The sequence below is a fragment of the Vibrio sp. dhg genome (genome assembly GCF_003443775.1).
GTDB classification, from domain to species: Bacteria; Pseudomonadota; Gammaproteobacteria; order Enterobacterales; family Vibrionaceae; genus Vibrio; species Vibrio natriegens.
Map to the genome: position 1 here is coordinate 430,930 of NZ_CP028943.1, position 26,146 is coordinate 457,075.

The window sequence follows — 26,146 nt, forward strand, 5'->3', positions numbered from 1 at the left end:
CAGTAGACTTAATTTACTGAAAACAACCGATATAAAAGGGATAAACCTCGTTATTTCGTGTCTCTTCCTTTCGCTTTCTTGTTACAAATCACATCAAACATTTATTATTTTACTGCTTTTGTGACGACACGGGCGATTTGCCTCACAAATGTTACAAAAAGGTAGCTTTATCTTGTCAAAAAGTAGGGTTTTCTTTATCATTTCCTCCCAATAAATATAACGAAATTCATTATGTGTTAGCCATGCTCTTATAAGCGGAATAATAACGATCCAAGGGAGCAAATGGGAGAATGTTTGGATGAGCAACGCGCCTTTAAATAACGGTCGCAGGCGTTTTCTAACCGCTACAACGGCAGTTGTGGGTGGGTTAGGGGCAGCTGCCGTCGCCGTTCCTTTTATAAAATCATGGAATCCGAGTGCTAAAGCAAAAGCTGCTGGTGCACCGGTGGAAGTGGATATCAGTAAAATCGAACCGGGCCAATTGGTTCGTGTTGAGTGGCAGGGTAAACCTGTATGGATTGTACGCCGTACTCAGCAAGTGATAGATAACCTCAAAACTATCGACGATAAACTTCGTGATCCTAAGTCTGAAATGGAGCAGCAACCTGCTTACGCTCAGAATGAGTACCGCTCAATTAAGCCGGAGTTCTTTGTTGCAGTTGGTTTCTGTACTCACTTAGGCTGTTCACCTAGCTACCTGCCTGATTCTTTCTCAGAGCAAGTTCAGGGTGTGAAATCTGGCTTCTTCTGTCCATGTCATGGTTCTAAGTTTGATATGGCTGGCCGAGTGTTCCAGGGTGTTCCTGCGCCGTTGAACCTTGTGATTCCTAAGCACATGTATCTGAGTGACACGAAGCTCATAGTTGGTGTTGATGAGGGGGATGCATAATGCAAGCAATGTTAGACTGGGTAGAAAAACGTATTCCAGCCATGAATGCTTATAAAAAGCATTTATCTGAATACCCAATGCCGAAGAACTTCAACTTTTGGTACCTTTTTGGTTCTCTGGCTATGTTGGTTCTTGTTAACCAAATCCTAACGGGTATTTGGTTAACGATGAACTACGTTCCTTCTGGCGAAGGTGCATTTGCTTCTATCGAATACATCATGCGTGATGTTGAGTACGGTTGGTTGTTGCGATACATGCACTCTACCGGTGCTTCAGCATTCTTCGTGGTTGTATACCTGCACATGTTCCGTGGTCTGATCTACGGTTCGTACCAAAAGCCTCGTGAACTACTATGGATCTTCGGGATGTTGATCTTCTTGGTTCTTATGGCTGAAGCTTTCATGGGTTACCTACTACCATGGGGTCAGATGTCATACTGGGGTGCACAGGTAATCATTTCTCTATTTGGTGCGATTCCTGTTATTGGTGACGATTTAACACTTTGGATCCGTGGTGACTACATCATCTCTGGTGCAACGTTGAACCGTTTCTTCGCGCTTCACGTTATTGCGCTACCAATCGTACTGCTTCTGCTTATCGTACTTCACGTATTGGCACTGCACGAAGTTGGGTCAAACAACCCTGACGGTATCGAGACTAAACTACCGAAAGGCACTATGGGCGATGATTACCAAACGCAATTCAAGTTCCACGATTACTACTCGAAGAAATACGACATCATCGACTCTATTCCGTTCCACCCTTACGGTACGGTAAAAGATTTGGTGGGTGTAGCTGGTTTCTTGTTCTTCTTCTGTTACGTGTTGTTCTTCAACCCAGAAATGGGTGGTTACTTCCTTGAGCCGCCTAACTTTGAAGCAGCGAACCCGCTTAAGACACCTGCGCACATCGCGCCTGTATGGTACTTCACACCGTTCTACGCAATCTTGCGTGCGGTTCCAGACAAGCTGTTGGGCGTAATCCTGATGGGTGCTTCGATTGCAGTTCTGTTTGTACTACCGTGGTTAGACCGTTGTAAAGTGCGTTCTTACCGTTACCGTAGCAAACTTCATCTGTTGAATATTATCCAATTCACTATCAGCTTCATTGCGCTAGGTATTTTGGGTGCGTTACCTGCAACGCCAACATACACACTACTAGCACAAATCTTTAGTTTGGGTTACTTCATGTTCTTTGTACTGCTGTTCTTCTACAGCAAAAATGAAGCAACTAAACCATTACCAGAGAGGGTGACATTCAAATGAAGAAGTGGATTGTAATTCTATTTGCTATGTTGCCATCTCTAGCGATGGCAGCGGGGGCCAGTGTGCCGCTTGATAAAGCACACGTGGACCTGTCGGATAAAGCTTCGCTGCAAAACGGCGCGAAGTTATTCATGAACTACTGTTTCGGCTGTCACTCTACGCAGTACCAGCGTTATGAGCGTGTCGCAACAGATTTGGAAATTCCAACAGACTTAATGAAAGAGAACCTGATTTTCAATCCAGAAGCGAAAATCGGTGATCTGATGGTTAACTCTATGCCACCTAAGCAAGCGGCAAACTGGTTTGGTGCTCCACCGCCAGATTTGACTCTGGTTGCTCGAGTTCGTGGTGCGGATTGGTTATACACTTACTTACGTTCGTTCTATGTGGATCCATCACGTCCGTTTGGCGTAAACAACATTGTATTCCCAAGTGTTGGTATGCCACATGTACTTGAAGAACTACAAGGTATCCCAACACCAGTCTACGAGACTCACCACGTTGATGGTGAAGAAGTTAAAGTTGTTATTGGTGCTGAAACGGATGGTACTGGCGAACTAAGTACAGGCGAATACGACAAAGCTGTGGGTGATCTGGTTAACTTCCTGGTTTACTCTGGTGACCCGGTACAACTAGAGCGTCACGCAATTGGTTGGTGGGTGATGGGCTTCTTAGTCATCCTGACTATCATCGTTGTGTTGCTTAAGAAAGAGTATTGGCGTGATGTGCATTAATTGTGCTAAAATATCGTGCTAATTCCCAATTTTAATTGACTGTACAATGGAGGCTTAGCCTCCATTGTTTTTATTTGTAAGTGTACTGGAGGGCTCCATGGCTGTAGCTGCCAATAAACGTTCTGTGATGACTCTTTTCTCAAGTGCATCAGATTTGTATAGCCATCAGGTTCGCATTGTACTGGCTGAAAAAGGTGTAAGTGTTGAAGTTGAGCTTGTTGATGAAGCTAACCTTCCTGCTGAACTTATCGAGCTAAACCCATATAAATCAGTGCCAACTCTTGTGGATCGTGAGCTTGCGCTTTACGATTCAAAAATTATCATGGAGTACTTGGACGAGCGTTTTCCTCATCCACCTCTAATGCCGGTTTACCCTGTTGCCCGTGGTAACAGCCGTTTGATGATGTACCGTATCGAACGTAATTGGTACTCACTAGCTGAAAAAGTAATGAAAGGTAACGCTGAAGAATCAGAAAAAGCGCGTACGAAACTTCGTAACGATCTTCTGACTCTAGCACCAATCTTTGCTGAATATGAGTACTTCATGAGTGAAGAATTCAGCTTAATCGATTGTTACTTGGCACCATTGTTGTGGCGTTTACCTCAACTTGGTATTGAGCTTGTTGGTCCTGGCTCTAAAGAGATCAAGGTTTACATGAACCGCGTATTTGAACGTGATTCATTCCTTGCTTCTTTGACTGAAGCTGAACGTGAAATGCGTCTAGTTCGTTAAGCGATTTAGATACATTATGGATATTGCAAAAATGACTGCCCGCCGCCCGTATATGCTTCGAGCATTTTATGACTGGCTGGTAGACAATGACTTAACTCCTCATTTGGTTGTTGATGCAACCATGCCAGGTGTACGTGTACCTGTTGAGTTTATTCAAGATGGTCAGATTATCCTGAATATTGCCCCTCGTGCCGTTGGTAATCTTGAGTTGGGCAATGATGCGATTACTTTCCATGCTCGTTTTAGCGGTCGTCCGCACTCGGTAATTGTGCCTGTTTATGCGGTTCAAGCTATCTATGCACGTGAAAATGGTGCAGGTACGATGTTTGAACCTGAAGAGGCTTATACCAATATCGAAGAAGAAACGATGGAAGAAGAGCAATCTCCGTCGTTTACTACGGTTAGTGATGACGCTCAAGTTGCGGACTCGGAATCAGGTGACAGCGAAAGTGAAGCACCTCGTCCGAAAGGCAAACCAAGCTTAAGAGTTATTAAATAAAAAAAGCAGCGATTCCGCTGCTTTTTTATTGCTTGATACTTGAGTTGATGCTTTAGTAATCACTGAGTTATCGTGAACACTTCAACATTTTCTTCGTTATCTTCGTCTGTGTCACTTTGAATTGGCTGTGTACCATCGTTCGGTAAGTCAACTTCAACGGGCTCTGTCTTTCCGTACTGGAACCCATTAATGACTTGCTTTACACCAGAGACGTTACGTGCGATTTCTATTGCTCTCTGACTCTGTGCTTCTGTTACATAGCCAAACAGAAACACTTCACTATCTTCAGTAATCACTTTCACTTTAACAGCATTAAGCTGCTCATCAGTAAGCAGTGAGGATTTTACTTTCGTGGTGATCCAGCTGTCATTGCTGATTTGCGTCACTGTCAGCGGCTCTTTTTGCTTCATTTGGTTGTGAATCACTTTCACGCCAGTGATTGCACGGGTTCTTTTCTCAAGATCACTGATTAAGTCCTGAGTTGGAGCCTGACCCATCAGCACCACGGTACCATTGTATGAGCTGGCAAAAACACGAGCCTGGCCTTTGAATGGCTGTTTATTACCAATGGCGGCGACTTCAAACTCAATGTTGTTATCTTGCCAGATCTGTTTGGTAGTACGGGTGTCCGTGACGATATTGGCTGTCGTTGCGGCGCCAGCAATGAACAAACCCGCACAACCACTGAGATTAAACACGGTAAGTAAAAGGATGAGGCTACGTAGCATGATTCTGACTCTCAATCTGAGTTATTCTTCGTGAGCAGGGAAAAGTACTTGGTCTATAAGGTCACATAAGCAATGTAAGGTCACCATGTGAACCTCATGAATGCGTGCCGTACGATGAGACGGAATTCGAATCTCGACGTCATTTTCACCCAGTAACCCCGCCATTTCACCGCCGTCTTTGCCTGTCAGAGCAATAATGGTCATGTCGCGTGTTACCGCCGCTTCCATTGCTTTGATAATGTTCTTGCTATTACCGCTGGTCGACAGCGCCAGAAGAATATCACCCGGTTGGCCAAACGCTCGGACCTGCTTAGAGAAGATTTCCTGATAATGGTAGTCGTTAGCAACGGCTGTAAGGGTAGTATTATCAGCGGTCAGCGCCATCGCCGGAAGGCTTGGACGTTCTGTCTCAAAGCGATTTAAAAGGCAAGAGACAAACTGTTGTGAATTGGCGGCACTTCCACCGTTCCCACAGCATAGGATTTTATTACCATTAAGCAAACTCGAAACCATGGCTTGAGCCGCATGAGTAATAGCGTCTGGCAGTGCTTCAGCAGCTGCAATTTGAATTTGAATACTTTCTGTAAAGCTGTCTTTAATGCTATCTAGCATCGCTTATCCTTCAGATATTGCGTTTTGTATCCAGTTAATATCTCGGCCACTGTCATGAATGGCGATAACATCGAACCGGTAATCGATTGTATGTATGGACTGTTTTTGGCGGCTTAGCCAAATATTGGCGGTTTTTATCAGCTTACGCATTTTGGCGTGAGTGACCATTTCCGCTGCCGAGCCAAAACGATCGTTGTTGCGATATTTGACTTCGACGAAGACGATAGTTTCACCTTGTTGGAAGATTAAATCAATTTCGCCAACTTTTGTCAGAAAATTTTGCTCGACAAAGCGTAAACCCTGGCGAAGCAAGTATTGCTTGGCCAGGGTTTCATATTGATTACCTATCTGACGTTTACTGAAGAGCCCCACGCTCGGTCCAACTTAGCTCACGTTGTACAACACAGTTGTTGTCGAGGCTCAACACACCTGTCTGACCTCGTATCGATAGCCCCGGAACAAGCTTCATCTGAGGCAGTTCGCCAATCAACTTGTAGGCATCCATTCCGAGTGCTTTTAGACGGACTTCCATATTGGATTGTTCTGCCCACAGCTCTTTCATTTCAGCTGCAACCGTCGGATCTGGATCAATCAGTAGCGGGATGTCGCTGTAAATTATGCCAGTCAAATCATCGTACGTTGCGCCACCGCTATTACTACGAGAGTTAGAGAAGATTTGTGGTGGCTTGGCGTCCGGGTTAATCGCGACTTCGATAAATGGTTTAATCAAAGTCAGCTCTGAACTTCTTGCTACAATGTAAACCGCATCTACGTCGCGGCGGCTACGTGGCTGAGTTTCAAGTTTAATTTTCATCAGCGATTGCATCTGAGCGATACGCTGTTTACTTTCCTGCAGGCCGAATACGTCATTGATGTCTTTTTGCAGCTGGCGTTTATCACCAAAGTAGCTGGTTGCGACTTTGTTTGAGCTGTATTTATTCCACTCTTCATTAAACGCTTCAACTACTCGCTCGCCGTAACTGCCTTTAGGCGCAAGAATTAGCGGGAAATTGTAGCCTTGATTGAACAGGTATTTAGCTGCTTGAGCCACTTCTTGCTCTGGAGAAAGTGCCAGATAGCAGATATTACTGCCCGGTTGGATTTCTTCAGGAATGTTCAAAGCTAGGGCTGGAATCGTCGGGCCAGCTGCAGAGCCATCCATTGAAGTTTGCAGTAGTTCCACATTTTCTTTTTGTAGAGGGCCGACAACAAAATCAATATTCTCGTTGATTAGGCGCTGCTTGATTTGCTCGGGACTGTACGCGTGCGTATCAATCACGGTTAAGCTTGTGCTCTCGTCACGATTCTCATCATTCATCATCGCAAACATAAAGCCTTCACGGATCAGCTGTGCTTGAGGCGCAAATTTCCCCGTCAGCGGCAGTAGTAACGCAGTATTATTTGGCTTAACAATGTTGAGAGACAGAATATTTTGAATTTCTTCAGGCGTGTAAACCGCAGCCGGGTGTGAAGGGTTTTCAGTTAACCAACGATCCAGCGTATTTCTTAGCTGAGAAAGGTTACCCGACATGGCTTTAGAGTAAATCGCCAATTGCAACCAGCCACTCAAAACTTCTTCGTTTGGAGCGGTGCTTAGCGACGACAATTCTGCTTCTGAGTAGCTACCGAAGTTCATCCAAATACGGCTGGAAATCTCACGTTGCTCAGGAGACGAAGAGTAATGACCTAGCATGACCAGTTCACGGTTTGCTTCAAATGACTGGTTCAGGCTTTGGTAAGCGTCTGCACGTAACGCGTAGTAATCCTTCCATTGGTCGTTTGGTAGTTTCCACCAAGGCTTAAAGTTCAGTAGCTGAAGTAACTGAGAGTAATTGCCTTGCTTTTGCTGTATGGTCGCTCGCGCCAGTTGCCACTCTGCCTGTTGCACTTCTGACAACTGCTGGCGGGAAAGTCGCGTGATCAGCAGGTCAGCCTGATCAAATTGGTTGGCTTGAATTGCGGCTTTGGCTGCCATGATCAACCAGTCGTTTTGCACGCTGCCTTCCGAACTGTCAGCTTGAATCATGTAGCTCTGCACTGACTGGGTAGGCTCCAGTGTGACATCTACACCATCAGGTTGTCTCGGACCTGAAGAACAGGCGGCGAGTGTAATTGCTAGTGCAACAGGAGTGAGTATGCGTGGTACACTGAGTCTCTTATGGTTAATCATTGCCGTGAGTTCTCTATAATTTTGTACAAAATTGTCTTTATATTAATCGTTGAAGTGATGGTAAACAAATGACAGATAAAAATAATTTGCCGAATGAGGGGCCAACTCTCTATATCGTACCGACTCCAATCGGAAATTTAGCAGATATCACCCAACGTGCTATCGAAGTTCTGTCGAATGTGGACATCATTGCTGCTGAGGATACCCGACATACGGGTAAATTACTGTCTCACTTCAATATTCAAACCAAAACTTTTGCGTTGCATGATCACAACGAACAGCAAAAAGCACAGGTTTTGGTAGAAAAGCTACTTTCAGGCCAGTCCATCGCTCTGGTTTCTGACGCGGGTACACCTTTAATCAGCGATCCAGGATACCATCTGGTGACAAAATGTCGTCAAGCGGGCGTAAGAGTTGTGCCTCTTCCTGGTGCGTGTGCGGTTATTACGGCGTTAAGTGCTTCTGGTTTGCCGTCTGATCGCTTCAGTTTTGAAGGGTTTCTACCGCCTAAAAGCAAAGGACGTAAAGACAAGTTCTTAGAAATCGCATCAGTAGAACGTACCTGTATCTTTTATGAGTCGCCACATCGCATTTTAGACTCTCTACAAGATATGTTAGACGTTCTTGGCCCTGAACGAGAAGTTGTTTTGGCGCGAGAGTTGACCAAAACGTTTGAAACTATTCAAGGTATGCCGCTTGGAGAGTTAATCGAGTGGGTGAAAAGCGACGACAACCAACAGCGCGGCGAAATGGTGTTACTGATTCATGGCCATCGTGAAACGGCGGATGACTCTTTGCCTGATGACGCGTTGCGCACACTGGGTATTTTGACCAAAGAGTTGCCACTCAAAAAGGCGGCGGCGTTGGTGGCAGAAATCCATAACCTTAAAAAGAATGCTCTGTATAAGTGGGGTTTAGAGAACCTGGATTAATCAGGCGACCTCTGTCTAAATAGGTTTACCTAGCCAAATGGAATAGGGCTGATGATTTTCATTAGCCCTTTTTTTCTTCTGACCAGACGTCATGCTGGGCTTCGTTAGAGTAAAAAAGCACCACTTGAAGCATTCCTTACATCATATCTGTGATCTAACTAGACTCTGAAGTGAGAACTCTATACAATCCGCTCCGGAGCTGACTGGGTAGTCGCTGCTTTGTTGATGTCCTTCGGGAGACTGACGTTGAGGTCCTTCGGGAAACTGACGTTGACGTCCTTCGGGAGACTGACAAAGGGGAGGAAAGTCCGGGCTTCATAGAGCAAGGTGCCAGGTAACGCCTGGGGGGCGCAAGCCTACGACAAGTGCAGCAGAGAGAAGACCGCCGATGGCCCGTAAGGGATCAGGTAAGGGTGAAAGGGTGCGGTAAGAGCGCACCGGGCGACTAGTAATAGTTCGTAGCAGGGTAAACTCCACCTGAAGCAAGACCAAATAGGCCTCCACATTGCGTTGCTCGCGTAAGGAGGCGGGTAGGTTGCTCGAGCCAGTGAGTGATTGCTGGCCTAGACGAATGGCTACCGCCGCGCAAGCGGAACAGAACCCGGCTTATGTGTCGGCTCCAACTATTCGAGACCCATCATTACTTTATAGTAATGATGGGTTTTTTGCATTTTATTGACTCAGACTGCGTCATTACCAATAAACTTGGCGTTAAATCACGTCTAACTCTAGACTTGTGGTGGCGATGATGTGGGAAATCAGTACACTAGGAACTATTATTCACTCGCTGATTAAATCAGCATGAGAGAACAACACGTCCTAAAAATCGCTTCAAGATTATTCAACGAGAAAGCTATGACCGAAACCTTTCAACATATTTCCGTGTTATTAAATGAATCCATTGATGGCCTAGCTATCAAACCTGACGGTATCTATATCGATGGAACATTTGGCCGAGGCGGTCACAGCCGTACGATTTTATCTAAGCTAGGTGAAAACGGCCGACTTTACAGTATTGACCGCGACCCACAGGCAATCGCAGAAGCGGGTAAGATTGACGATCCTCGTTTTACCATTATTCATGGTCCATTCTCTGGCATGGCTGAATACGCACAAGACTACGATCTGGTTGGCAAAGTAGACGGTGTATTGCTGGATCTTGGCGTATCTTCTCCTCAACTAGATGACGCTGAGCGTGGTTTTAGCTTTATGAAAGATGGCCCACTGGACATGCGTATGGATCCAACCACGGGCATTCCGGTATCTCAGTGGCTAATGGAAGCGGATTTGGATGACATCACCTGGGTTATTCGCGAATTTGGTGAAGACAAACACGCCCGTCGTATTGCGCGCGCGATTGTGGAATACCGAGAAAACGAAGAAAACGAGCCAATGGTTCGTACAGGCCAGTTGGCGAAGCTAATTTCAGAAGCTGCGCCAAAAAGCTTTAAAGAGAAAAAACACCCTGCGACACGTGCATTTCAGGCATTCCGTATTTACATCAACAGTGAGTTAGAAGAGATCGACACGGCACTAAAAGGTGCGGCAAGTATTCTTGCTCCACAAGGGCGTCTGTCTGTAATCAGCTTCCATTCATTGGAAGACCGCATGGTTAAGCGCTTTATTCGCAAAGAAAGCAAAGGGCCGGAAGTTCCGCATGGTATTCCACTAACCGAAGCTCAAATCAAAGAGCTGGGCAGTGCGAACATGAAACCCATTGGCAAAGCGATTAAGCCAAGTAAACAAGAAATTGACATAAACCCTCGTTCACGCAGTTCAGTGTTAAGAATTGCTGAAAAGCTTTAATTATTATGACGAAATCCACTCCTAACCTTGCTAAGTTGATTGCCACGGACTTATTCACAGTTGGTCGTTGGCCATTATTGTTGTTGCTTCTTATTCTGGCATCAGCAATGGGAGTGGTATTTGCTACCCACCATGCGCGTCAAGCGATCACCGAAAAAGACCATACTCTGGTTGAGCGCGAGCGACTAGACAGCGAATGGCGCAACCTGATGTTGGAAGAAACCGCCCTGGCAGAACACAGTCGAGTTCAAGACCTTGCAAAAAAGGAGCTTGAAATGAAACGACCTGATGGCGATAAAGAAGTGGTTATCACACTAAAATGATTAGAAAGAAAACCAGTACCAAACAAGGAAATAAGCGGAAGGTTCCCGCAAAAACAAAAGCTGCAGTCGATGAGAAGAAAATCGAAAAAAAAGCGGCAAAAGTCGAGGTAGAAGAGTCATTTTTGATTCGTTGGCGTTTCCATCTGTTACTGTTTTTCGTCTTTTGTGCGTTTGCACTCCTCATTGGGCGTGTAGCGTACATTCAAATCATTGAGCCTGATAACCTGATCAAGCAAGGTGACCTTCGTTCTGTTCGAGTTAAGTCGATTCCTTCTGCACGAGGCATTATCTCTGATAGAAACGGAGAGCCTCTTGCCGTCAGTGTGCCTGTCGAAGCGGTTTGGGCCGATCCGGCGACCATCTTTAAAGAAAATGCGCTCAGTCAGACTCAAAGTTGGTACGCGCTGGCGGACGTTCTTGGCGTTGAGCGTCAAGGTCTTATTGACAAGATCAAGCGCAATGAAAAGCGTCGTTTCATTTACCTGCAGCGTCAGGTAAGTCCCGCCATGGCGAATTACATCCGTGAGTTGAAACTACCGGGCGTAGGGCTTAAATCTGAGTCGCGTCGTTATTATCCAGCAGGTGAGGTTAGTGCTCACTTAGTCGGGGTAACGGGCATCGATGGCCATGGCTTGGAAGGCGTAGAGCGCAGCTATGATGAATGGCTGACTGGCCAAGAAGGTAAAAAAACCATCCGTAAAGACCGTTATGGTCGAGTGGTAGAGAATATAGCCTGGCAGGACAAGCAAGAAGGCAAGTCGTTGCAATTGACGATTGACCAGCGTTTACAAGCCATTGCTTATCGTGCCATTAAACAGTCTGTGGCCGACCACCGTGCAACCTCTGGCTCTGTTGTGATGTTGGACGTAAAAACGGGGGCGGTACTGGCGATGGTTAACGCGCCATCGTACAACCCGAATAATCGTAGTGATTGGCAAAGTTACAAAATGCGTAACCGCGTGATTACCGACTCGATGGAGCCGGGTTCGACTATTAAGCCGTTTGTGATTCTGGCTGCGTTAGAAAATGGCATCGCAGATACTGACACCATCGTTGATACAGGGAACGGTGTGCTTCGATTGGGTGGAAGCCGGGTAAAAGATGTCTCTCCCGTAGGTAAAGCCAGCCTGGAGATGATCCTGAAAAAATCCAGTAACGTCGGTGTGACTAAACTGGCGATGCAAATGCCTGTTGAAGCGCTACTGGGCTTATACAGTTCGGTCGGTTTTGGTGAGCTTTCTGGCTTGAATCTGGTGGGTGAAGTAACGGGTATTTTCCCTAGTCGTTCGCGTTGGTCACCAATTGAAAGAGCGACCATTTCTTTCGGCTATGGTCTTTCCATTACACCAATTCAGCTTGCTCACGCGTACGCGACGCTGGGTAATCTTGGTAAATACGAGCCGATACATATTATAAAAAGTAACGACAACAATATGTCTCGCCAGGTCGTTAGCCCTGAGCATGCGCGTCAGGTACTTAATATGCTGGAAACGGTAACTCAGCAAGGTGGCTCCGCTCGACGTGCGGCCGTGCCGGGCTATCGAATCGGGGCAAAAACGGGTACTTCTCGTAAAGCTTCTGCGGGTGGATACAGTGATGAGTACATTACTTACACCGCAGGTCTCGCCCCCGTTAGTGACCCTAAAATCGCACTCGTTGTGATCGTCAATGAGCCGCAAGGTGATGATTACTACGGTGGTTCTGTGGCATCTCCGGTCTTTTCTGAAATTATGAAAGGGGCGCTACAGATCCTGAACGTGGCACCAGATGAAAATAAATTCCAGCAGTAAGCAAAGTTAGCTTACTGCCAAATAACTTGAGTAAACCTGAGCCAAAGCTCGGAGAACAAATATGACTAAAGCCATCAGTATGGACGCATTGCTGTCCTCTTGGGTTGATTGCCCAAGTTTAGCGTCCGTTCTTGTCTCTGAACTGGAACTCGACAGCCGAAGAGTTCAACCCGGTACCACTTTTGTTGCGATTGTCGGGCACGTCGTGGATGGAAGGAAGTTTATTCCGGCGGCAATTCAGCAAGGTGCGAATGCAGTTATTGCACAAGCCTGTGAGAACAAAACGCATGGCACCATAGAGTGGGTTGATGACATTCCGGTTATTTATTTGAGTGCTTTGGATAAGTGTCTGTCTGAAATGGCAGGTCAACTTTATCGCTATCCAACAATGGATCTTATTGGTGTTACAGGAACCAATGGCAAGACCACCATCACACAACTGATTGCGCAGTGGATTGAACTCATCGGTTCGAAAGCGGCCGTGATGGGGACGACAGGAAATGGTTTCTTAGATAATTTGCAAGCAGCAGCGAACACCACCGGCAACGCGGTGGAAATTCAACATACGCTTGCGTCATTAGCTGAGCAGGGCGCGAAGTACACGGCGCTGGAAGTTTCTTCTCATGGCTTAGTGCAAGGACGAGTGAAAGCTCTGTCATTTTCGGCTGGCGTGTTTACCAATCTGAGCCGAGATCACCTCGACTATCATGGCACGATGGAAGATTACGCGAGCGCTAAATTTAGCCTCTTTACCCAGCACCAGTGTGAAAAAGCCATTATTAACGTTGATGATGAAGTCGGTGCAGCTTGGGCTAAAGATCTTCCAAATCCGATTGCAGTTTCTTTAGTGCCGACAACTGAGTTTACAAACGCATTATGGGCCAGCAACGTCACGTATGCAGAATCTGGTATTACTATCGATTTTGACGGTATGTTTGGCAGCGGCACCTTATACGCACCTTTGATTGGGGAGTTCAACGCGGCTAACTTGATGTTAGCGTTTGCGACTTTGCTAAGCTTAGGTTTTGACAAACAAGCGCTTTTGGCGACGGCGAATCAATTGCAGCCGGTATTAGGTCGAATGGAACTGTTCCAGACAGATAACCGAGCCAAAGTTGTGGTTGATTACGCGCACACCCCGGATGCATTAGAAAAAGCGTTGCAGGCGCTGCGTGTGCATTGTGACGGTCAGCTCTGGGCGATCGTCGGATGTGGCGGAGATCGTGATCCAGGTAAACGTCCAATGATGGCTGAAATTGCAGAGCGTTTGGGTGATAAGGTTGTGTTAACGGACGACAACCCGCGCAGCGAAAGCCCTGAACTCATCATTAAAGATATGCTGGCTGGATTATCGAAACCTGACGAGGCGATTATTCAGCACGACCGTTTCAAGGCTCTGTCATATGCGCTCGACAATGCGTCAGCCCAAGACATTATCTTGCTGGCAGGTAAAGGCCACGAAGACTATCAAATTCGTAATGGCGAGACGATCCATTATTCGGATAGAGAATCTGCAATGCAGCTATTAGGACTGTCATCATGATTAAAGTAACTTTATCTCAACTTGCAGAAATTACGGATGGTGAATTAGTCGGTGAAGACATCACTATTGCGGCGGTTTCAACCGATACGAGAACAATCGAGAGTGGTTCCCTGTTTGTTGCATTAGTGGGTGAACGATTTGACGCGCATGACTTCTGCCAGCAGGCAGTTGACGCTGGAGCAGGTGCTCTGCTGGTGCAAAAACGTCTCGATGTGGATGTCCCACAAGTGGTGGTCACTGACAGCAAAATTGCTTTGGGTGAAATCGCAGCCTGGGTTCACCAATCTTGGCAAACGCCAACGGTAGCTATTACGGGTAGCTGTGGTAAAACCACAGTAAAAGAAATGGTGGCGAGTATTCTTCAGTTGAAAGGTCAGGTGTTGTTTACGGCTGGTAACTTCAACAACGATATCGGTGTGCCATTAACGTTATTGCGTTCGCAAGCCGACGATGACTATGCCGTCATTGAGCTGGGCGCTAACCATATCGGTGAAATTGCCTATACCACTCAATTGGTGAAACCGGATATCGCGCTGGTCAACAATGTTGCAGCGGCACACCTCGAAGGATTTGGTTCCATTGAAGGCGTTAAGCAAGCGAAAGGTGAAATCTATCAGGGCTTATCAGCTGGCGGAGTCGCAATTGTTAACCTGGATAGTCAGGGTGATGCGTTGTGGCAATCAGTCCTTGCCGATAAGAAGGTGATCACTTTTTCGCAAAGTAACACTCAAGCTGATTTCTATGCTTCCGATATAGCAATGAATGAAGAAGGTAAAGCCAGCTTCACTCTGCACCTAGCCGAAGATGGACAAGAAATTGAACTATCGCTGGGTATTATTGGTCAACACAATGTTGCGAATGCGATTGCGGCTGCAATTATTACCCTAAAAATGGGTGCCTCGCTTGAAGAAATTCAATCTGGCCTGCTGAATCTTAATAAGGTTAAAGGCCGAGTAGACGTTGAGCAACTGAGTCAATCTGTCAAGCTGATTGATGACAGCTATAATGCCAGTGTTCCCGCGATGAAAGCCGCAGTGGACTTATTGGCTGCTTTCAAGGGACAACGTTGGTTGATTTTAGGCAATATGGCTGAATTGGGCGAGGAAAGTCTTGCACTTCATCGTCAAGTCGGGGAACATGCTGCCCCACAAAAATTTGAACACGTTCTCACGTATGGGGCGGACGCAAAGGTAATCAGTGACCTGTGCGACGGCACCCACTTTGAGACACATCAAGATATGATTGACTACATCAAGCAGCATCTAGACCAAACCGTTTCTGAAAACCACACTATGTTGGTTAAAGGAGCGAACGGTGCTCGTATGTTTGAAGTCGCTGCTGCTTTGAAGGAGTATTTTTAATGATTATCTGGCTTGCCGAGCTGCTACAGCCATATTTTTCTTTTTTTCGCTTGTTTGAATACCTGTCTTTTCGAGCAATATTAAGTGTATTAACTGCCTTAGGCCTGTCACTTTGGATGGGACCTATCATGATCAAGCGTTTGCAAATGCTGCAAATCGGTCAGGTAGTACGTAACGAAGGCCCTGAATCCCACTTTAGTAAACGTGGTACGCCGACCATGGGCGGTATCATGATTTTGGCTGCAATTTCTATCACCATTCTGCTTTGGGCCGATTTATCAAACCCTTATGTCTGGGCGGTACTTGCAGTCCTACTCGGCTATGGTGCTGTCGGATTTGTCGACGATTATCGCAAGGTAGTGCGTAAGAATACCGATGGTTTGATCGCGCGCTGGAAATACTTTTGGCAGTCGTTAATTGCATTTGTGGTGGCGTTCGCGCTTTACGCTTACGGCAAAGATACTGCTGCAACTCAACTTGTGGTGCCTTTCTTTAAAGATGTCATGCCGCAAATGGGCATGTTGTACATTATCTTCACTTATTTTGTGATTGTCGGTACGAGTAACGCGGTAAACCTGACTGATGGTCTGGATGGCTTGGCGATTATGCCAACGGTTCTGGTAGCAGCAGGCTTTGCAGTTATTTCTTGGGCGACAGGTAACGTTAACTTCTCTGAATACCTGCATATCCCTTACCTTCCTCACGCTTCTGAACTTGTAGTCGTCTGTACGGCGATTGTTGGTGCTGGTCTTGGCTTTTTGTGGTTCAACACTTACCCAGCGCAAGTATTCATGGGCGATGTAGGCTCACTTGCTTTGGGCGGTGCGCTAGGTACCATCGCAGTATTGGTTCGTCAGGAATTTGTACTGGTTATCATGGGTGGTGTATTTGTGATGGAAACCCTGTCGGTTATTCTTCAGGTGGGTTCTTACAAACTACGTGGTCAGCGTATTTTCCGCATGGCACCTATCCATCACCACTATGAACTTAAAGGTTGGCCAGAGCCTCGTGTTATCGTGCGTTTCTGGATTATTTCTATTGTTCTTGTTCTGATTGGTCTAGCAACACTGAAGGTGCGTTAATCGCGCCTTCTCAGACAAGAGTTACAGTGTGAACAAATATGGAACGTTGGCAAAACATACATAGTGTTATCGTCGTAGGGCTCGGTATTACCGGGCTCTCTGTCGTTAAACACCTAAGAAAATATCAGCCACAGCTGGTGGTTAAAGTCATTGATACTCGAGCTAATCCTCCGGGGGCTGAACGCCTTCCTGAAGGGGTTGAACTGCACAGCGGTGGCTGGAATACCGTGTGGCTTGCAGAGGCTGACTTGGTGGTGACGAACCCTGGTATCGCGCTTGCGACGCCTGAAATTCAGTCTGTACTAGGCCTGGGAACCCCTGTTGTCGGAGATATTGAACTGTTTGCTTGGGCAGTCACTAAGCCCGTCGTTGCAATTACCGGCTCAAACGGAAAAAGCACGGTAACAGATTTGACTGGCGTAATGGCAAAAGCTGCTGGGTTAAGCGTTGGTGTTGGCGGCAATATTGGTGTTCCTGCACTCGATCTACTTGATCAAGAGGCAGACTTGTATGTGCTTGAACTTTCTAGCTTCCAGCTGGAAACCACGTCTAGCCTCAAGTTAAAAGCGGCAGCGTTTCTGAATCTTTCTGAAGATCATATGGATCGCTATGAAAGCATGGCCGACTACCGATCAGCAAAATTGCGTATTTTTAATCATGCTGAGCTTGCGGTAGTGAATCGAGATGATCAGGAGACCTTCCCTGATCATGACATGCCAGTGGTTACCTTTGGTGGTGATGAGCAAGCATTTGGTTTAGAAACCGATGGTGAGAAAACCTGGTTACTTGATCACGGCCAGCGCGTGATTGCCAGTGATGAACTCAAGCTTGTCGGTAAGCACAATTTAGCGAACGTACTGGTTGTATTGGCACTGCTTAAGACTGCGGGTGTTGATTGTCACAACACATTGAATACACTAAAAAATTACACCGGACTGACACACCGTTGCCAGGTTGTTGAAGATAATCAAGGTGTTAAATGGGTCAATGATTCCAAGGCAACCAATATTGCGAGCACGATGGCGGCACTATCGGGGTTGGAGCTGACTGGCAAGTTGTATCTACTGGTTGGTGGCGTTGGTAAAGGTGCAGATTTCACTCCATTAGAACCGATTTTCGCGACGCTCAAATTACAGTTGTGCTGCTTTGGTAAAGATGGTGATGAGTTTTTACCATTGCATCCATCTGCGACTCGTTTCGATACGATGGAAGATGTGATTCAGCAAATATCTTCACAGTTAAAAGCGGGTGATATGGTGATGCTGTCTCCTGCATGTGCTAGCTTTGATCAATTCGACAACTTTATGGCACGAGGTGATGCATTCGCCGCGCTTGCTAAAAAATACGCATAACAATTGAAGGTCACTCGTTTCGTGAGTTTAGGTAACGTTAAACACAACATCAGTAATTGGCTCAGGCAACCTGCGCCAGAGGCACTGTTTGATCGCCAATTGGTGTGGATTGCGTTGGGGTTGATGTTGACGGGATTGATCATGGTAACGTCGGCCTCTTTTCCTATCAGCTCACGACTGACTGATCAGCCTTTCCACTTTATGTTCCGTCACGCCACCTTTCTTGTGCTTGCGTTGATCACATCAGCGGTGATTCTCCAAGTTCCTTTAGAAGAGTGGTTCAAGCGCAGTCACTATTTGCTTTGGCTCTCTTTTACTTTGCTTATCATCGTGTTGCTAGCGGGTAAGTCTGTAAATGGTGCCTCTCGATGGATCCCTCTGGGGCTGTTTAACCTGCAGCCTGCCGAGGTCGCGAAGCTGGCCCTGTTTATCTTTATGTCTGGCTATTTAGTCCGAAAACAAGACGAAGTGCGTCAAACCTTCTTTGGCGGCTTTATGAAGCCAATCATGGTGTTTGCATTTTTTGCCGTACTATTGTTGGGACAGCCAGACTTGGGAACGGTTGTGGTAATGCTGGTGACCTTATTCGGCATGTTGTTTATTGCGGGCGCAAAGTTAACCCAGTTTCTCGCACTGATGGTCGCTGGTATCGGCGCCGTCGTCGGTTTGATTCTGGTCGAGCCTTACCGTATGCGACGCGTAACGTCATTTCTCGATCCTTGGGAAGACCCGTTCGGCAGTGGCTATCAGCTGACTCAATCATTGATGGCGTTTGGTCGTGGTGAATGGTTTGGCCAAGGGCTGGGTAACTCCATTCAGAAACTCGAATACCTACCAGAAGCGCACACTGACTTCGTGTTTGCCGTATTGGCCGAAGAACTTGGTTTTGTCGGCGTTGTACTGGTGCTGATGTTGATATTTAGTCTGGTACTGAAAGCCGTTTACATTGGTAAGCGTGCTTTTGAAGATGGCGAAATCTTTGGTGGTTACCTCGCGTTCGGTATTGGCATTTGGTTTGCCTTCCAGACACTGGTTAACGTCGGCGCTGCCGCAGGTATCGTACCAACCAAAGGTTTGACCCTCCCGCTAATCAGTTATGGTGGTTCCAGTCTGATTATTATGTCCGTTGCAGTATCCATATTGCTGCGTATCGATCACGAATGCCGCTTGAAACGCGAGCAACAACAATCAGAACAACAAACTAATGAAGAAAACTAAACGTTTGATGGTGATGGCTGGTGGTACTGGCGGTCACGTATTTCCGGGGCTTGCTGTTGCTAAGCAATTGCAGGAACAAGGTTGGGAGATTCGCTGGTTAGGTACGGCGGATCGAATGGAAGCGGATTTGGTACCAAAACATGGTATTGAAATCGACTTCATTAAAGTGAAAGGTTTGCGTGGTCAGGGCGTTAAGCGTCTTCTGGCGGCGCCATTCCAAATTATCAATGCCATTATGCAAGCGCGTACTCACATGAAACAGTGGCAACCGGATGCGGTTTTGGGCATGGGTGGTTACGTGAGTGGACCTGGTGGCGTTGCGGCTTGGTTAAGTGGTATTCCAGTTGTTCTACATGAACAAAATGCCGTTGCAGGTTTGACTAACCAATGGCTGTCTAAGATCGCTAAAAAAGTATTTCAGGCTTTTCCTGGTGCTTTCCCAAAAGCTGAGGTTGTCGGTAATCCTGTACGTGAAGATGTGACTCAACTGGCTGAACCAGCACTTCGTATGCAAGGCCGCCAAGGACCGATTCGGATTTTGGTCATGGGTGGTAGCCAAGGCGCTCGTATTCTTAACCAAACGTTACCTGAGGTTATGGCTAACTTAGGTGAAGACTACTGTATTCGTCATCAAGCGGGTAAAGGATCAGCACAAGAGGTGCAAGCCGCGTATCAGAAACACAATGTGGTTAATGCTGAAGTGACCGAATTTATTGATGATGTGGCTGAAGCGTATGCATGGGCAGACCTGTTAGTGTGTCGCTCAGGCGCTTTGACGGTATCTGAAGTTTCTGCTGCTGGTGTCGGCGCTATTTTCGTACCGTTTATGCACAAAGACCGCCAACAGGCACTCAATGCGGATCATTTAGTCGAATGCGGAGCGGCGAAAATGATTGAACAACCAGTGTTTACGGTTGAGTCACTCACTGAGCAAATCCAGCAGTTAGATCGCAAAACTTTACTAGAGATGGCTCAGCATGCACGTGGCGCCGCTAAACTGGACGCCGACAAAACTGTCGCACAAGCCATCGTCGCTTTGACTGAAAAGCGTTAATGAATTATCGAGAATAGAAACAGATGACTATTGAACATACACAAGACTTAGCTCAGATTCGCGCCATGGTTCCAGAAATGCGTCGCGTGAAATCAATCCACTTCATCGGTATTGGTGGTGCTGGGATGAGCGGCATTGCTGAGGTGCTCCTAAACGAAGGTTATCAAATTACCGGTTCTGATCTTGCAAAGAATGCGGTAACTGAACGATTAGCCGCTAAAGGCGCAACCATCTATATCGGGCATCAGGCAAGCAATGTTGAGCAAGCAAGTGTGGTTGTTGTTTCTACAGCTATCAACGAAGAAAACCCAGAAGTGATGGCGGCTCGTGAGCTACGTATTCCTATTGTTCGTCGCGCAGAGATGCTGGCCGAGTTGATGCGTTTTCGTCATGGCATTGCTGTGGCTGGTACACATGGCAAAACCACAACCACGGCACTTGTGACGCAAATTTATTCAGAAGCGGGTCTTGATCCAACGTTTGTCAACGGTGGCTTGGTGAAAAGTGCGGGTACCAACGCACGTCTTGGCTCTAGCCGTATTCTTATTGCAGAAGCGGATGAAAGCGATGCGTCATTCCTGCACCTTCAGCCAATGGTGAGCATTGTTACCAACATCGAAGCCGATCATATGGATACTTACGGTGGTGACTTTGAAACCCTGAAGCAAACCTTCATCGACTTTCTGCATAATCTTCCATTTTATGGTCAAGCGATTGTTTGTATTGATGACCCTGTCGTTCGCGAGTTAATTCCGCGTATTAGCCGTCAGGTGATTACCTATGGTTTCTCTGAAGACGCGGACGTACGTATCGAGAATTACCGCCAAGAAGGCCAGCAAGGTAAATTTACGGTGGTTCGTAAAGGCAGAGCCGATCTTGATATCACTCTTAATATTCCGGGTCGTCATAATGCACTCAACGCATCAGCTGCAATCGCAGTTGCAACGGAAGATGACATTGAAGATGACGCGATCCTGAAAGCAATGGCGGGAACGCAAGGTACGGGACGTCGCTTTGATCACCTTGGTGAATTTGATACGGGCAACGGCCATGCGATGCTGGTGGACGATTACGGTCACCACCCAACGGAAGTCGGCGTAACGATCAATGCAGCGCGCAGCGGTTGGCAAGACAAGCGTTTGGTAATGATTTTCCAACCGCACCGCTACAGCCGAACCCGTGATTTGTATGATGATTTTGCTAACGTACTTGAGCAGGTCGACGTGCTGATTATGTTGGACGTTTATTCTGCAGGTGAAAAGCCTATTGCAGGCGCAGATGGACGCGCATTATGCCGCACAATTCGCAGTAGAGGTAAGCTAGATCCAATTTTTGTTCCAGAAATCGAGCAATTACCGTCAGTTTTGGCTAACGTTATACAAGACGGAGACCTAATTTTAACTCAAGGTGCTGGTGATGTTGGTAAAGTAGCTAAACAGCTGGCAGCTCTTGAGCTAAATGTTAATAAAATGATGGGATAAGCTGAAATTCGTTGTGAGCTTTAAGATAAAGACCTAGATCTCGATTTTGCGCCAACAACGTTGTGATTTATTGTTATCAGTGTTTGATAGTTTATTAGAGCTCAGTATAATCTCAAGGTTAAAGTCATTGCTTTTGTTAGTGTGTTATTAACGTGAGCAAGGTAGACGACAAAGGTCAGGAAACGAAGACGTTGTTGAATATTGCACTAAATGAAGAGCGACTGAACACGGATAATAATCGTGGTCGCAAAAATAAAATCTTAGGTGCGCTATTTTTTGTCGTAGTTTTGACTTTAATTAGTTCTGTTTTGTACTCGGCGATCAGTTGGATGTGGGATGACCAAAGACTTCCTCTATCCAAAATAGTGCTCCAGGGAGAGTTGGAGTATATCAAAGCTGATGATGTTCAAACTGCATTCAGCAGAATTGACCACATTGGTACGTTTATGTCACAAGACATCGATGTATTACAGCAAAGTGTTGAAGCCTTGCCATGGGTTGCTCATGCAGCAATTCGAAAGCAATGGCCAGATACAGTAAAAGTTTTTTTGACAGAGCATCATCCTGAAGCCATTTGGAATGGCAACGAGTTGTTGGATAAAAACGGCTTGGTATTCGACGGGGATGTTGGTCTGGTAAAGGAAGATAAAGTTAAGCTGTATGGACCTAAAGATAGCGGACCTGAGGTTTTACAAACCTACCGTGATTTGAGTCCTAAGTTTCAGCAACTAGGTTTAGCGATATCGTCTCTGGTATTAAATGAGCGACGAGCTTGGCAAATCATCCTTGAAAACGGTATTCGATTAGAGCTCGGTAAAGAGTCTCTTCTTGAGCGTATAGAGCGTTTTTTCTCACTCTATAACAAGCTCGGTAGTGACACGCAAAGAATCAGTTATATCGATCTCAGGTACGATACAGGAGCTGCAGTCGGTTGGTTTCCTGAAGAAGAGTTAGAAGAGAGTACAGATGACTAAGGCCGCAGACGACAACATTATTGTTGGTCTTGATATAGGCACTGCAACCGTATCAGCTCTAGTGGGCGAAATTTTACCAGATGGCCAAATTAATATAATTGGTGCGGGTAGTAGCCCTTCGCGCGGCATGGACAAAGGTGGCGTGAATGACTTGGAGTCGGTTGTAAAATCAGTACAACGCGCAATTGATCAAGCTGAGTTAATGGCCGAGTGCCAAATCAGCCGAGTATTCATTTCGTTGTCTGGTAAGCATATCGCAAGCCGAATCGAAAAAGGTATGGGTACGATATCTGATGAGGAAGTTTCTCAAGAGGATATGGACAGAGCTATCCATACTGCAAAATCAATTAAAATCGGTGATGAACAGCGAATCCTCCATGTGATTCCACAAGAGTTTACCATCGACTACCAGGAAGGGATTAAAAACCCGCTTGGTCTCTCTGGGGTAAGAATGGAAGTGAGTGTCCATCTTATCACCTGCCATAATGACATGGCGCGCAATATCATTAAGGCGGTAGAACGTTGCGGCCTTAAGGTAGAGCAACTTGTATTTTCTGGGCTTGCTGCAAGTAATGCAGTAATTACCGAGGATGAAAGAGAGCTTGGAGTTTGTGTGGTCGATATTGGCGCAGGCACGATGGATGTTGCAATCTGGACGGGTGGTGCGCTACGTCACACAGAAGTATTTTCGTACGCGGGAAATGCGGTAACAAGCGATATTGCTTTTGCTTTTGGTACGCCAGTAAGCGATGCTGAAGAAATAAAAGTAAAATATGGCTGTGCTTTAAGTGAACTGGTCAGTAAGGATGACACGGTTAACGTTCCAAGCGTAGGTGGGCGACCTTCACGTAGTCTGCAACGTCAAACATTGTCAGAAGTGATTGAGCCACGCTACTCTGAGCTTATGGGACTGGTTAACCAAACGATCGATACCGTTCAGGCAAAATTACGCGCAGAGGGCATTAAGCACCATCTGGCAGCCGGTGTAGTACTGACTGGCGGCGCTGCGCAAATGGACGGGGTCGTCGAATGTGCGGAACGCGTATTCCGCAACCAAGTAAGGGTCGGCAAACCGCTCGAAGTCAGCGGCTTAACTGACTATGTAAAAGAGCCGTACCATTCTACGGCAGTTGGATTACTTCATTACGCAAGAGACATGCAGTCCAGCGACGATAGCGATTACAATGAACCTAAACGCTCATCTGTTACTGGCTTTTTCGGTAAATTGCGTAACTGGATACAAAAAGAGTTTTAACCTGAGTTGCAGGATAAACGGAGACAACACATGTTTGAACCGATGATGGAAATGTCTGACGATGCAGTAATCAAGGTCGTTGGAGTTGGTGGCGGCGGTGGTAACGCTGTTGAACACATGGTGCGTGAATCCATCGAAGGTGTGGAATTCATCAGCGTTAACACTGATGCGCAAGCACTTCGTAAGACAAGCGTTGGCAATGTTATTCAGATTGGTGGTGATATCACCAAAGGTCTGGGTGCAGGTGCGAATCCACAGGTCGGCCGTGAGGCAGCTCTCGAAGATAGAGACAGAATTAAAGATTCCATAACTGGTGCCGATATGGTTTTTATCGCAGCAGGTATGGGTGGTGGTACAGGTACTGGTGCAGCTCCTGTTATCGCTGAAGTAGCCAAAGAGCTAGGCATTCTTACTGTTGCAGTGGTAACTAAACCATTCAGCTTTGAAGGTAAGAAGCGTTTGGCGTTTGCTGAACAAGGTATCGATGAGCTTTCTAAACACGTTGACTCATTGATTACGATTCCAAACGAAAAGCTACTTAAAGTTCTTGGTCGTGGCGTGACGTTGCTAGAAGCGTTTGCAAGTGCGAATGATGTTCTTAAAAATGCAGTACAAGGTATTGCGGAACTAATTACTCGTCCTGGTATGATCAACGTCGACTTTGCTGACGTACGTACTGTTATGTCTGAAATGGGTCACGCAATGATGGGTAGCGGTATCGCGAAAGGCGAAGACCGCGCTGAAGAAGCGGCTGAAATGGCAATTTCTAGTCCACTTCTGGAAGACATCGATCTAGCTGGTGCACGTGGTGTTCTTGTTAACATTACTGCTGGCTTGGATATGCGTCTTGACGAGTTTGAGACAGTGGGTAATACAGTTAAAGCATTTGCTTCTGACAATGCAACTGTGGTTATCGGTACTTCTCTAGACCCAGATATGACGGATGAAATCCGCGTAACTGTTGTAGCGACAGGTATTGGTAACGAGAGAAAACCAGATATCACCCTTGTTGCTGGTGGTAAAGCGAAAGTAGCACCAACAGCACAAGCTCAGCCACAACAACAAGCAATGGCAACTCAAGCTGAAGAGAAGCCGGCACAAACTCTGCAACCTCAAGTGCAAGAGAAGCCACAGGTAACTCCTCAGCCGACAAATACAGCGTCTTCTGCTCCTGCTTCGTCGAGCCAAAGCTCTGCGGCACCAAAGCAAGAGAAAGAGAGCGGTTATTTAGATATTCCGGCATTCTTGCGTCGCCAGGCTGATTAATCTTTAACCCATAAATTTGACATGGTTCAAAATTATGGTAGCATTCACGGTCGACGTTACAGACGACCGTGTTTTGTAGCACACTTTAGAGAGGCAAGCAGATGATCAGACAACGTACTCTGAAAGAAATAGTGAAAACAACTGGTGTGGGTCTCCACTCTGGTCGTAAAGTCACGCTTACTCTGCGCCCGGCTGCTGCAAATACAGGTATCATTTACCGTCGTACAGATGTAAATCCACCTGTAGATTTTCCAGCTGATCCTGCGTCTGTGCGTGACACTATGCTATGTACTGCATTAGTTAACGACGAAGGCGTGCGTATTTCAACAGTTGAGCACTTGAATGCTGCGCTCGCTGGTATGGGTATCGACAACATTGTTGTTGAAGTAGACGCTCCTGAAATTCCAATTATGGATGGTAGCGCAAGCCCATTTGTATACTTGCTTCAACAAGCAGGTATCGAAATGCAAAATGCTCCAAAGCGTTTTATCCGCATTAAAAAACCAGTTCGTTTCGAAGATGGCGATAAGTGGGCAGAGTTTGTTCCATTTAACGGCTTCCGTATGGACTTCGAGATTGAATTTAACCACCCTGCAATTGAGTCTGACGAGCAGCGCCTGTTGTTTGACTTCTCATCTAAAGGGTTTGTTCGCGAGATTTCTCGTGCACGTACGTTTGGTTTTATGCGTGATATTGAATATCTACAGTCTCAGAACTTAGTTTTGGGTGGTAGCTTTGATAACGCTATCGTACTGGATGATTACCGAATTCTTAATGAAGAAGGTCTGCGTTTTGACAATGAGTTCGTTACTCATAAAGTATTGGACGCAATTGGTGACCTTTACATGTGTGGACACCCAATTATTGGTGAGTTCCGTGCATTCAAATCAGGTCACGGTCTAAACAACCAACTTCTACGTGCTGTTCTGGCTGATCAGGAAGCATGGGAATGGACAACATTCGAAGAAGAAGCGGGTTCTCCAGTCGCATTTGCAGAGCCAAATATGGTATTAGCATAAGCTTAAACTGAATTTAAAAAAACCAGGTCTCGACCTGGTTTTTTTCTATCCAAAATTCAA

General features: G+C 46.3%; 24 protein-coding genes and 1 other RNA gene. 21 read left to right on the forward strand and 4 right to left on the reverse strand.

All coding sequences use genetic code 11. The features are described 5' to 3' along the window. Window positions 1-298 precede the first annotated feature (298 nt). From petA to sspB, 5 genes are all read left to right on the forward strand, one after another. Window positions 299-889 (forward strand): ubiquinol-cytochrome c reductase iron-sulfur subunit, encoded by a 591-nt coding sequence (petA, locus tag DBX26_RS02055; protein WP_014230783.1) that lies wholly within the window; start codon window positions 299-301, stop codon window positions 887-889. After that, complete coding sequence (locus DBX26_RS02060; RefSeq protein WP_014230784.1) at window positions 889-2,154, forward strand: cytochrome bc complex cytochrome b subunit; 1,266 nt, start codon at window positions 889-891, stop codon at window positions 2,152-2,154. Before petA ends, DBX26_RS02060 begins: the two co-directional genes overlap by 1 nt. Next, window positions 2,151-2,888 (forward strand): cytochrome c1, encoded by a 738-nt coding sequence (locus DBX26_RS02065; protein WP_118117703.1) that lies wholly within the window; start codon window positions 2,151-2,153, stop codon window positions 2,886-2,888. Before DBX26_RS02060 ends, DBX26_RS02065 begins: the two co-directional genes overlap by 4 nt. Before the next feature lie 97 nt (window positions 2,889-2,985). After that, window positions 2,986-3,621 carry a stringent starvation protein SspA gene (gene sspA, locus DBX26_RS02070; RefSeq protein ID WP_014230786.1) on the forward strand — a complete coding sequence of 212 codons (636 nt, stop codon included), beginning with the start codon at window positions 2,986-2,988 and terminating at the stop codon, window positions 3,619-3,621. Between the two features lie 16 nt (window positions 3,622-3,637). Next, complete coding sequence (gene sspB, locus DBX26_RS02075; protein WP_020335877.1) at window positions 3,638-4,120, forward strand: ClpXP protease specificity-enhancing factor; 483 nt, start codon at window positions 3,638-3,640, stop codon at window positions 4,118-4,120. A gap of 59 nt (window positions 4,121-4,179) precedes the next feature. Here the strand turns inward: sspB and DBX26_RS02080 are convergent, their stop codons facing one another. From DBX26_RS02080 to DBX26_RS02095, 4 genes are read right to left on the reverse strand one after another with little or no spacing between them, the layout of a single operon-like run. Beyond that, window positions 4,180-4,848, reverse strand: coding sequence for a BON domain-containing protein (locus DBX26_RS02080; protein ID WP_014230788.1), 669 nt, complete (start codon window positions 4,846-4,848; stop codon window positions 4,180-4,182). A 21-nt stretch (window positions 4,849-4,869) separates the two neighbouring features. Further along, a complete protein-coding gene (locus DBX26_RS02085) occupies window positions 4,870-5,460 on the reverse strand; it encodes a phosphoheptose isomerase (RefSeq protein ID WP_014230789.1) in 591 nt (196 codons plus the stop codon). A gap of 3 nt (window positions 5,461-5,463) precedes the next feature. Beyond that, the gene (locus DBX26_RS02090; protein WP_020335879.1) at window positions 5,464-5,832 is read right to left on the reverse strand and encodes a YraN family protein; all 369 of its coding nucleotides are present in this window, start codon (window positions 5,830-5,832) and stop codon (window positions 5,464-5,466) included. Continuing rightward, window positions 5,816-7,630 carry a penicillin-binding protein activator gene (locus DBX26_RS02095; RefSeq protein WP_065299119.1) on the reverse strand — a complete coding sequence of 605 codons (1,815 nt, stop codon included), beginning with the start codon at window positions 7,628-7,630 and terminating at the stop codon, window positions 5,816-5,818. The genes DBX26_RS02090 and DBX26_RS02095 overlap by 17 nt, the downstream gene beginning before the upstream one ends. Window positions 7,631-7,698: 68 nt before the next feature. On the opposite strand from DBX26_RS02095, the gene rsmI reads away from it, so the two are divergent. The 16 genes from rsmI (at window position 7,699) to lpxC (ending at window position 26,086) form a co-directional block, all read left to right on the forward strand. Further along, window positions 7,699-8,562: a 16S rRNA (cytidine(1402)-2'-O)-methyltransferase gene (gene rsmI / locus DBX26_RS02100; RefSeq protein ID WP_065296338.1), complete on the forward strand. Its 864-nt coding sequence runs from the start codon at window positions 7,699-7,701 to the stop codon at window positions 8,560-8,562. A gap of 195 nt (window positions 8,563-8,757) precedes the next feature. After that, window positions 8,758-9,187: RNase P RNA component class A (rnpB, locus tag DBX26_RS02105), an RNA gene on the forward strand. 230 nt (window positions 9,188-9,417) lie between these two features. After that, on the forward strand, window positions 9,418-10,368 hold the full coding sequence (rsmH, locus tag DBX26_RS02110; RefSeq protein ID WP_014230794.1) for a 16S rRNA (cytosine(1402)-N(4))-methyltransferase RsmH: 951 nt from the start codon (window positions 9,418-9,420) through the stop codon (window positions 10,366-10,368). Window positions 10,369-10,373: 5 nt separating this feature from the next. After that, window positions 10,374-10,691, forward strand: coding sequence for a cell division protein FtsL (gene ftsL, locus DBX26_RS02115; protein ID WP_020335883.1), 318 nt, complete (start codon window positions 10,374-10,376; stop codon window positions 10,689-10,691). Next, window positions 10,688-12,481 carry a peptidoglycan glycosyltransferase FtsI gene (locus DBX26_RS02120; RefSeq protein ID WP_020335884.1) on the forward strand — a complete coding sequence of 598 codons (1,794 nt, stop codon included), beginning with the start codon at window positions 10,688-10,690 and terminating at the stop codon, window positions 12,479-12,481. The genes ftsL and DBX26_RS02120 overlap by 4 nt, the downstream gene beginning before the upstream one ends. A 61-nt stretch (window positions 12,482-12,542) precedes the next feature. Further along, on the forward strand, window positions 12,543-14,024 hold the full coding sequence (murE, locus tag DBX26_RS02125; RefSeq protein WP_118117704.1) for a UDP-N-acetylmuramoyl-L-alanyl-D-glutamate--2,6-diaminopimelate ligase: 1,482 nt from the start codon (window positions 12,543-12,545) through the stop codon (window positions 14,022-14,024). Continuing rightward, window positions 14,021-15,385 (forward strand): UDP-N-acetylmuramoyl-tripeptide--D-alanyl-D-alanine ligase, encoded by a 1,365-nt coding sequence (gene murF, locus DBX26_RS02130; RefSeq protein ID WP_118117706.1) that lies wholly within the window; start codon window positions 14,021-14,023, stop codon window positions 15,383-15,385. The genes murE and murF overlap by 4 nt, the downstream gene beginning before the upstream one ends. Further along, entirely contained in the window at window positions 15,385-16,467 is a 1,083-nt protein-coding gene (mraY, locus tag DBX26_RS02135; RefSeq protein WP_014230799.1) for a phospho-N-acetylmuramoyl-pentapeptide-transferase, read from the forward strand. Before murF ends, mraY begins: the two co-directional genes overlap by 1 nt. A gap of 38 nt (window positions 16,468-16,505) precedes the next feature. Beyond that, complete coding sequence (gene murD / locus DBX26_RS02140) at window positions 16,506-17,819, forward strand: UDP-N-acetylmuramoyl-L-alanine--D-glutamate ligase (RefSeq protein WP_118117708.1); 1,314 nt, start codon at window positions 16,506-16,508, stop codon at window positions 17,817-17,819. A 21-nt stretch (window positions 17,820-17,840) separates the two neighbouring features. Next, window positions 17,841-19,037, forward strand: a complete 1,197-nt coding sequence (ftsW, locus tag DBX26_RS02145) for a cell division protein FtsW (protein ID WP_014230801.1) — start codon at window positions 17,841-17,843, stop codon at window positions 19,035-19,037. After that, complete coding sequence (gene murG, locus DBX26_RS02150; protein ID WP_118117710.1) at window positions 19,024-20,091, forward strand: undecaprenyldiphospho-muramoylpentapeptide beta-N-acetylglucosaminyltransferase; 1,068 nt, start codon at window positions 19,024-19,026, stop codon at window positions 20,089-20,091. The genes ftsW and murG overlap by 14 nt, the downstream gene beginning before the upstream one ends. Before the next feature lie 23 nt (window positions 20,092-20,114). Further along, on the forward strand, window positions 20,115-21,572 hold the full coding sequence (murC, locus tag DBX26_RS02155) for a UDP-N-acetylmuramate--L-alanine ligase (RefSeq protein WP_065296343.1): 1,458 nt from the start codon (window positions 20,115-20,117) through the stop codon (window positions 21,570-21,572). Between the two features lie 191 nt (window positions 21,573-21,763). Next, window positions 21,764-22,546, forward strand: coding sequence for a cell division protein FtsQ/DivIB (locus DBX26_RS02160; protein WP_024372778.1), 783 nt, complete (start codon window positions 21,764-21,766; stop codon window positions 22,544-22,546). Beyond that, complete coding sequence (gene ftsA, locus DBX26_RS02165) at window positions 22,539-23,801, forward strand: cell division protein FtsA (protein ID WP_014230805.1); 1,263 nt, start codon at window positions 22,539-22,541, stop codon at window positions 23,799-23,801. The genes DBX26_RS02160 and ftsA overlap by 8 nt, the downstream gene beginning before the upstream one ends. A 30-nt stretch (window positions 23,802-23,831) precedes the next feature. Beyond that, window positions 23,832-25,067, forward strand: a complete 1,236-nt coding sequence (ftsZ, locus tag DBX26_RS02170) for a cell division protein FtsZ (protein WP_014230806.1) — start codon at window positions 23,832-23,834, stop codon at window positions 25,065-25,067. A gap of 101 nt (window positions 25,068-25,168) precedes the next feature. Then, entirely contained in the window at window positions 25,169-26,086 is a 918-nt protein-coding gene (gene lpxC, locus DBX26_RS02175; RefSeq protein ID WP_014230807.1) for a UDP-3-O-acyl-N-acetylglucosamine deacetylase, read from the forward strand. Window positions 26,087-26,146: the final 60 nt, after the last annotated feature.

What these genes read in the sequence shown, in the direction of transcription:
- petA (WP_014230783.1), top strand. Translation starts at nt 299, where the DNA reads ATGAGCAACGCGCCTTTAAATAACGGTCGCAGGCGTTTTCTAACCGCT.
- DBX26_RS02060 (WP_014230784.1), top strand. Translation starts at nt 889, where the DNA reads ATGCAAGCAATGTTAGACTGGGTAGAAAAACGTATTCCAGCCATGAAT.
- DBX26_RS02065 (WP_118117703.1), top strand. Translation starts at nt 2,151, where the DNA reads ATGAAGAAGTGGATTGTAATTCTATTTGCTATGTTGCCATCTCTAGCG.
- sspA (WP_014230786.1), top strand. Translation starts at nt 2,986, where the DNA reads ATGGCTGTAGCTGCCAATAAACGTTCTGTGATGACTCTTTTCTCAAGT.
- sspB (WP_020335877.1), top strand. Translation starts at nt 3,638, where the DNA reads ATGGATATTGCAAAAATGACTGCCCGCCGCCCGTATATGCTTCGAGCA.
- DBX26_RS02080 (WP_014230788.1), bottom strand. Translation starts at nt 4,848, where the DNA reads ATGCTACGTAGCCTCATCCTTTTACTTACCGTGTTTAATCTCAGTGGT.
- DBX26_RS02085 (WP_014230789.1), bottom strand. Translation starts at nt 5,460, where the DNA reads ATGCTAGATAGCATTAAAGACAGCTTTACAGAAAGTATTCAAATTCAA.
- DBX26_RS02095 (WP_065299119.1), bottom strand. Translation starts at nt 7,630, where the DNA reads ATGATTAACCATAAGAGACTCAGTGTACCACGCATACTCACTCCTGTT.
- rsmI (WP_065296338.1), top strand. Translation starts at nt 7,699, where the DNA reads ATGACAGATAAAAATAATTTGCCGAATGAGGGGCCAACTCTCTATATC.
- rsmH (WP_014230794.1), top strand. Translation starts at nt 9,418, where the DNA reads ATGACCGAAACCTTTCAACATATTTCCGTGTTATTAAATGAATCCATT.
- ftsL (WP_020335883.1), top strand. Translation starts at nt 10,374, where the DNA reads ATGACGAAATCCACTCCTAACCTTGCTAAGTTGATTGCCACGGACTTA.
- DBX26_RS02120 (WP_020335884.1), top strand. Translation starts at nt 10,688, where the DNA reads ATGATTAGAAAGAAAACCAGTACCAAACAAGGAAATAAGCGGAAGGTT.
- murE (WP_118117704.1), top strand. Translation starts at nt 12,543, where the DNA reads ATGACTAAAGCCATCAGTATGGACGCATTGCTGTCCTCTTGGGTTGAT.
- murF (WP_118117706.1), top strand. Translation starts at nt 14,021, where the DNA reads ATGATTAAAGTAACTTTATCTCAACTTGCAGAAATTACGGATGGTGAA.
- mraY (WP_014230799.1), top strand. Translation starts at nt 15,385, where the DNA reads ATGATTATCTGGCTTGCCGAGCTGCTACAGCCATATTTTTCTTTTTTT.
- murD (WP_118117708.1), top strand. Translation starts at nt 16,506, where the DNA reads ATGGAACGTTGGCAAAACATACATAGTGTTATCGTCGTAGGGCTCGGT.
- murG (WP_118117710.1), top strand. Translation starts at nt 19,024, where the DNA reads ATGAAGAAAACTAAACGTTTGATGGTGATGGCTGGTGGTACTGGCGGT.
- murC (WP_065296343.1), top strand. Translation starts at nt 20,115, where the DNA reads ATGACTATTGAACATACACAAGACTTAGCTCAGATTCGCGCCATGGTT.
- ftsA (WP_014230805.1), top strand. Translation starts at nt 22,539, where the DNA reads ATGACTAAGGCCGCAGACGACAACATTATTGTTGGTCTTGATATAGGC.
- ftsZ (WP_014230806.1), top strand. Translation starts at nt 23,832, where the DNA reads ATGTTTGAACCGATGATGGAAATGTCTGACGATGCAGTAATCAAGGTC.
- lpxC (WP_014230807.1), top strand. Translation starts at nt 25,169, where the DNA reads ATGATCAGACAACGTACTCTGAAAGAAATAGTGAAAACAACTGGTGTG.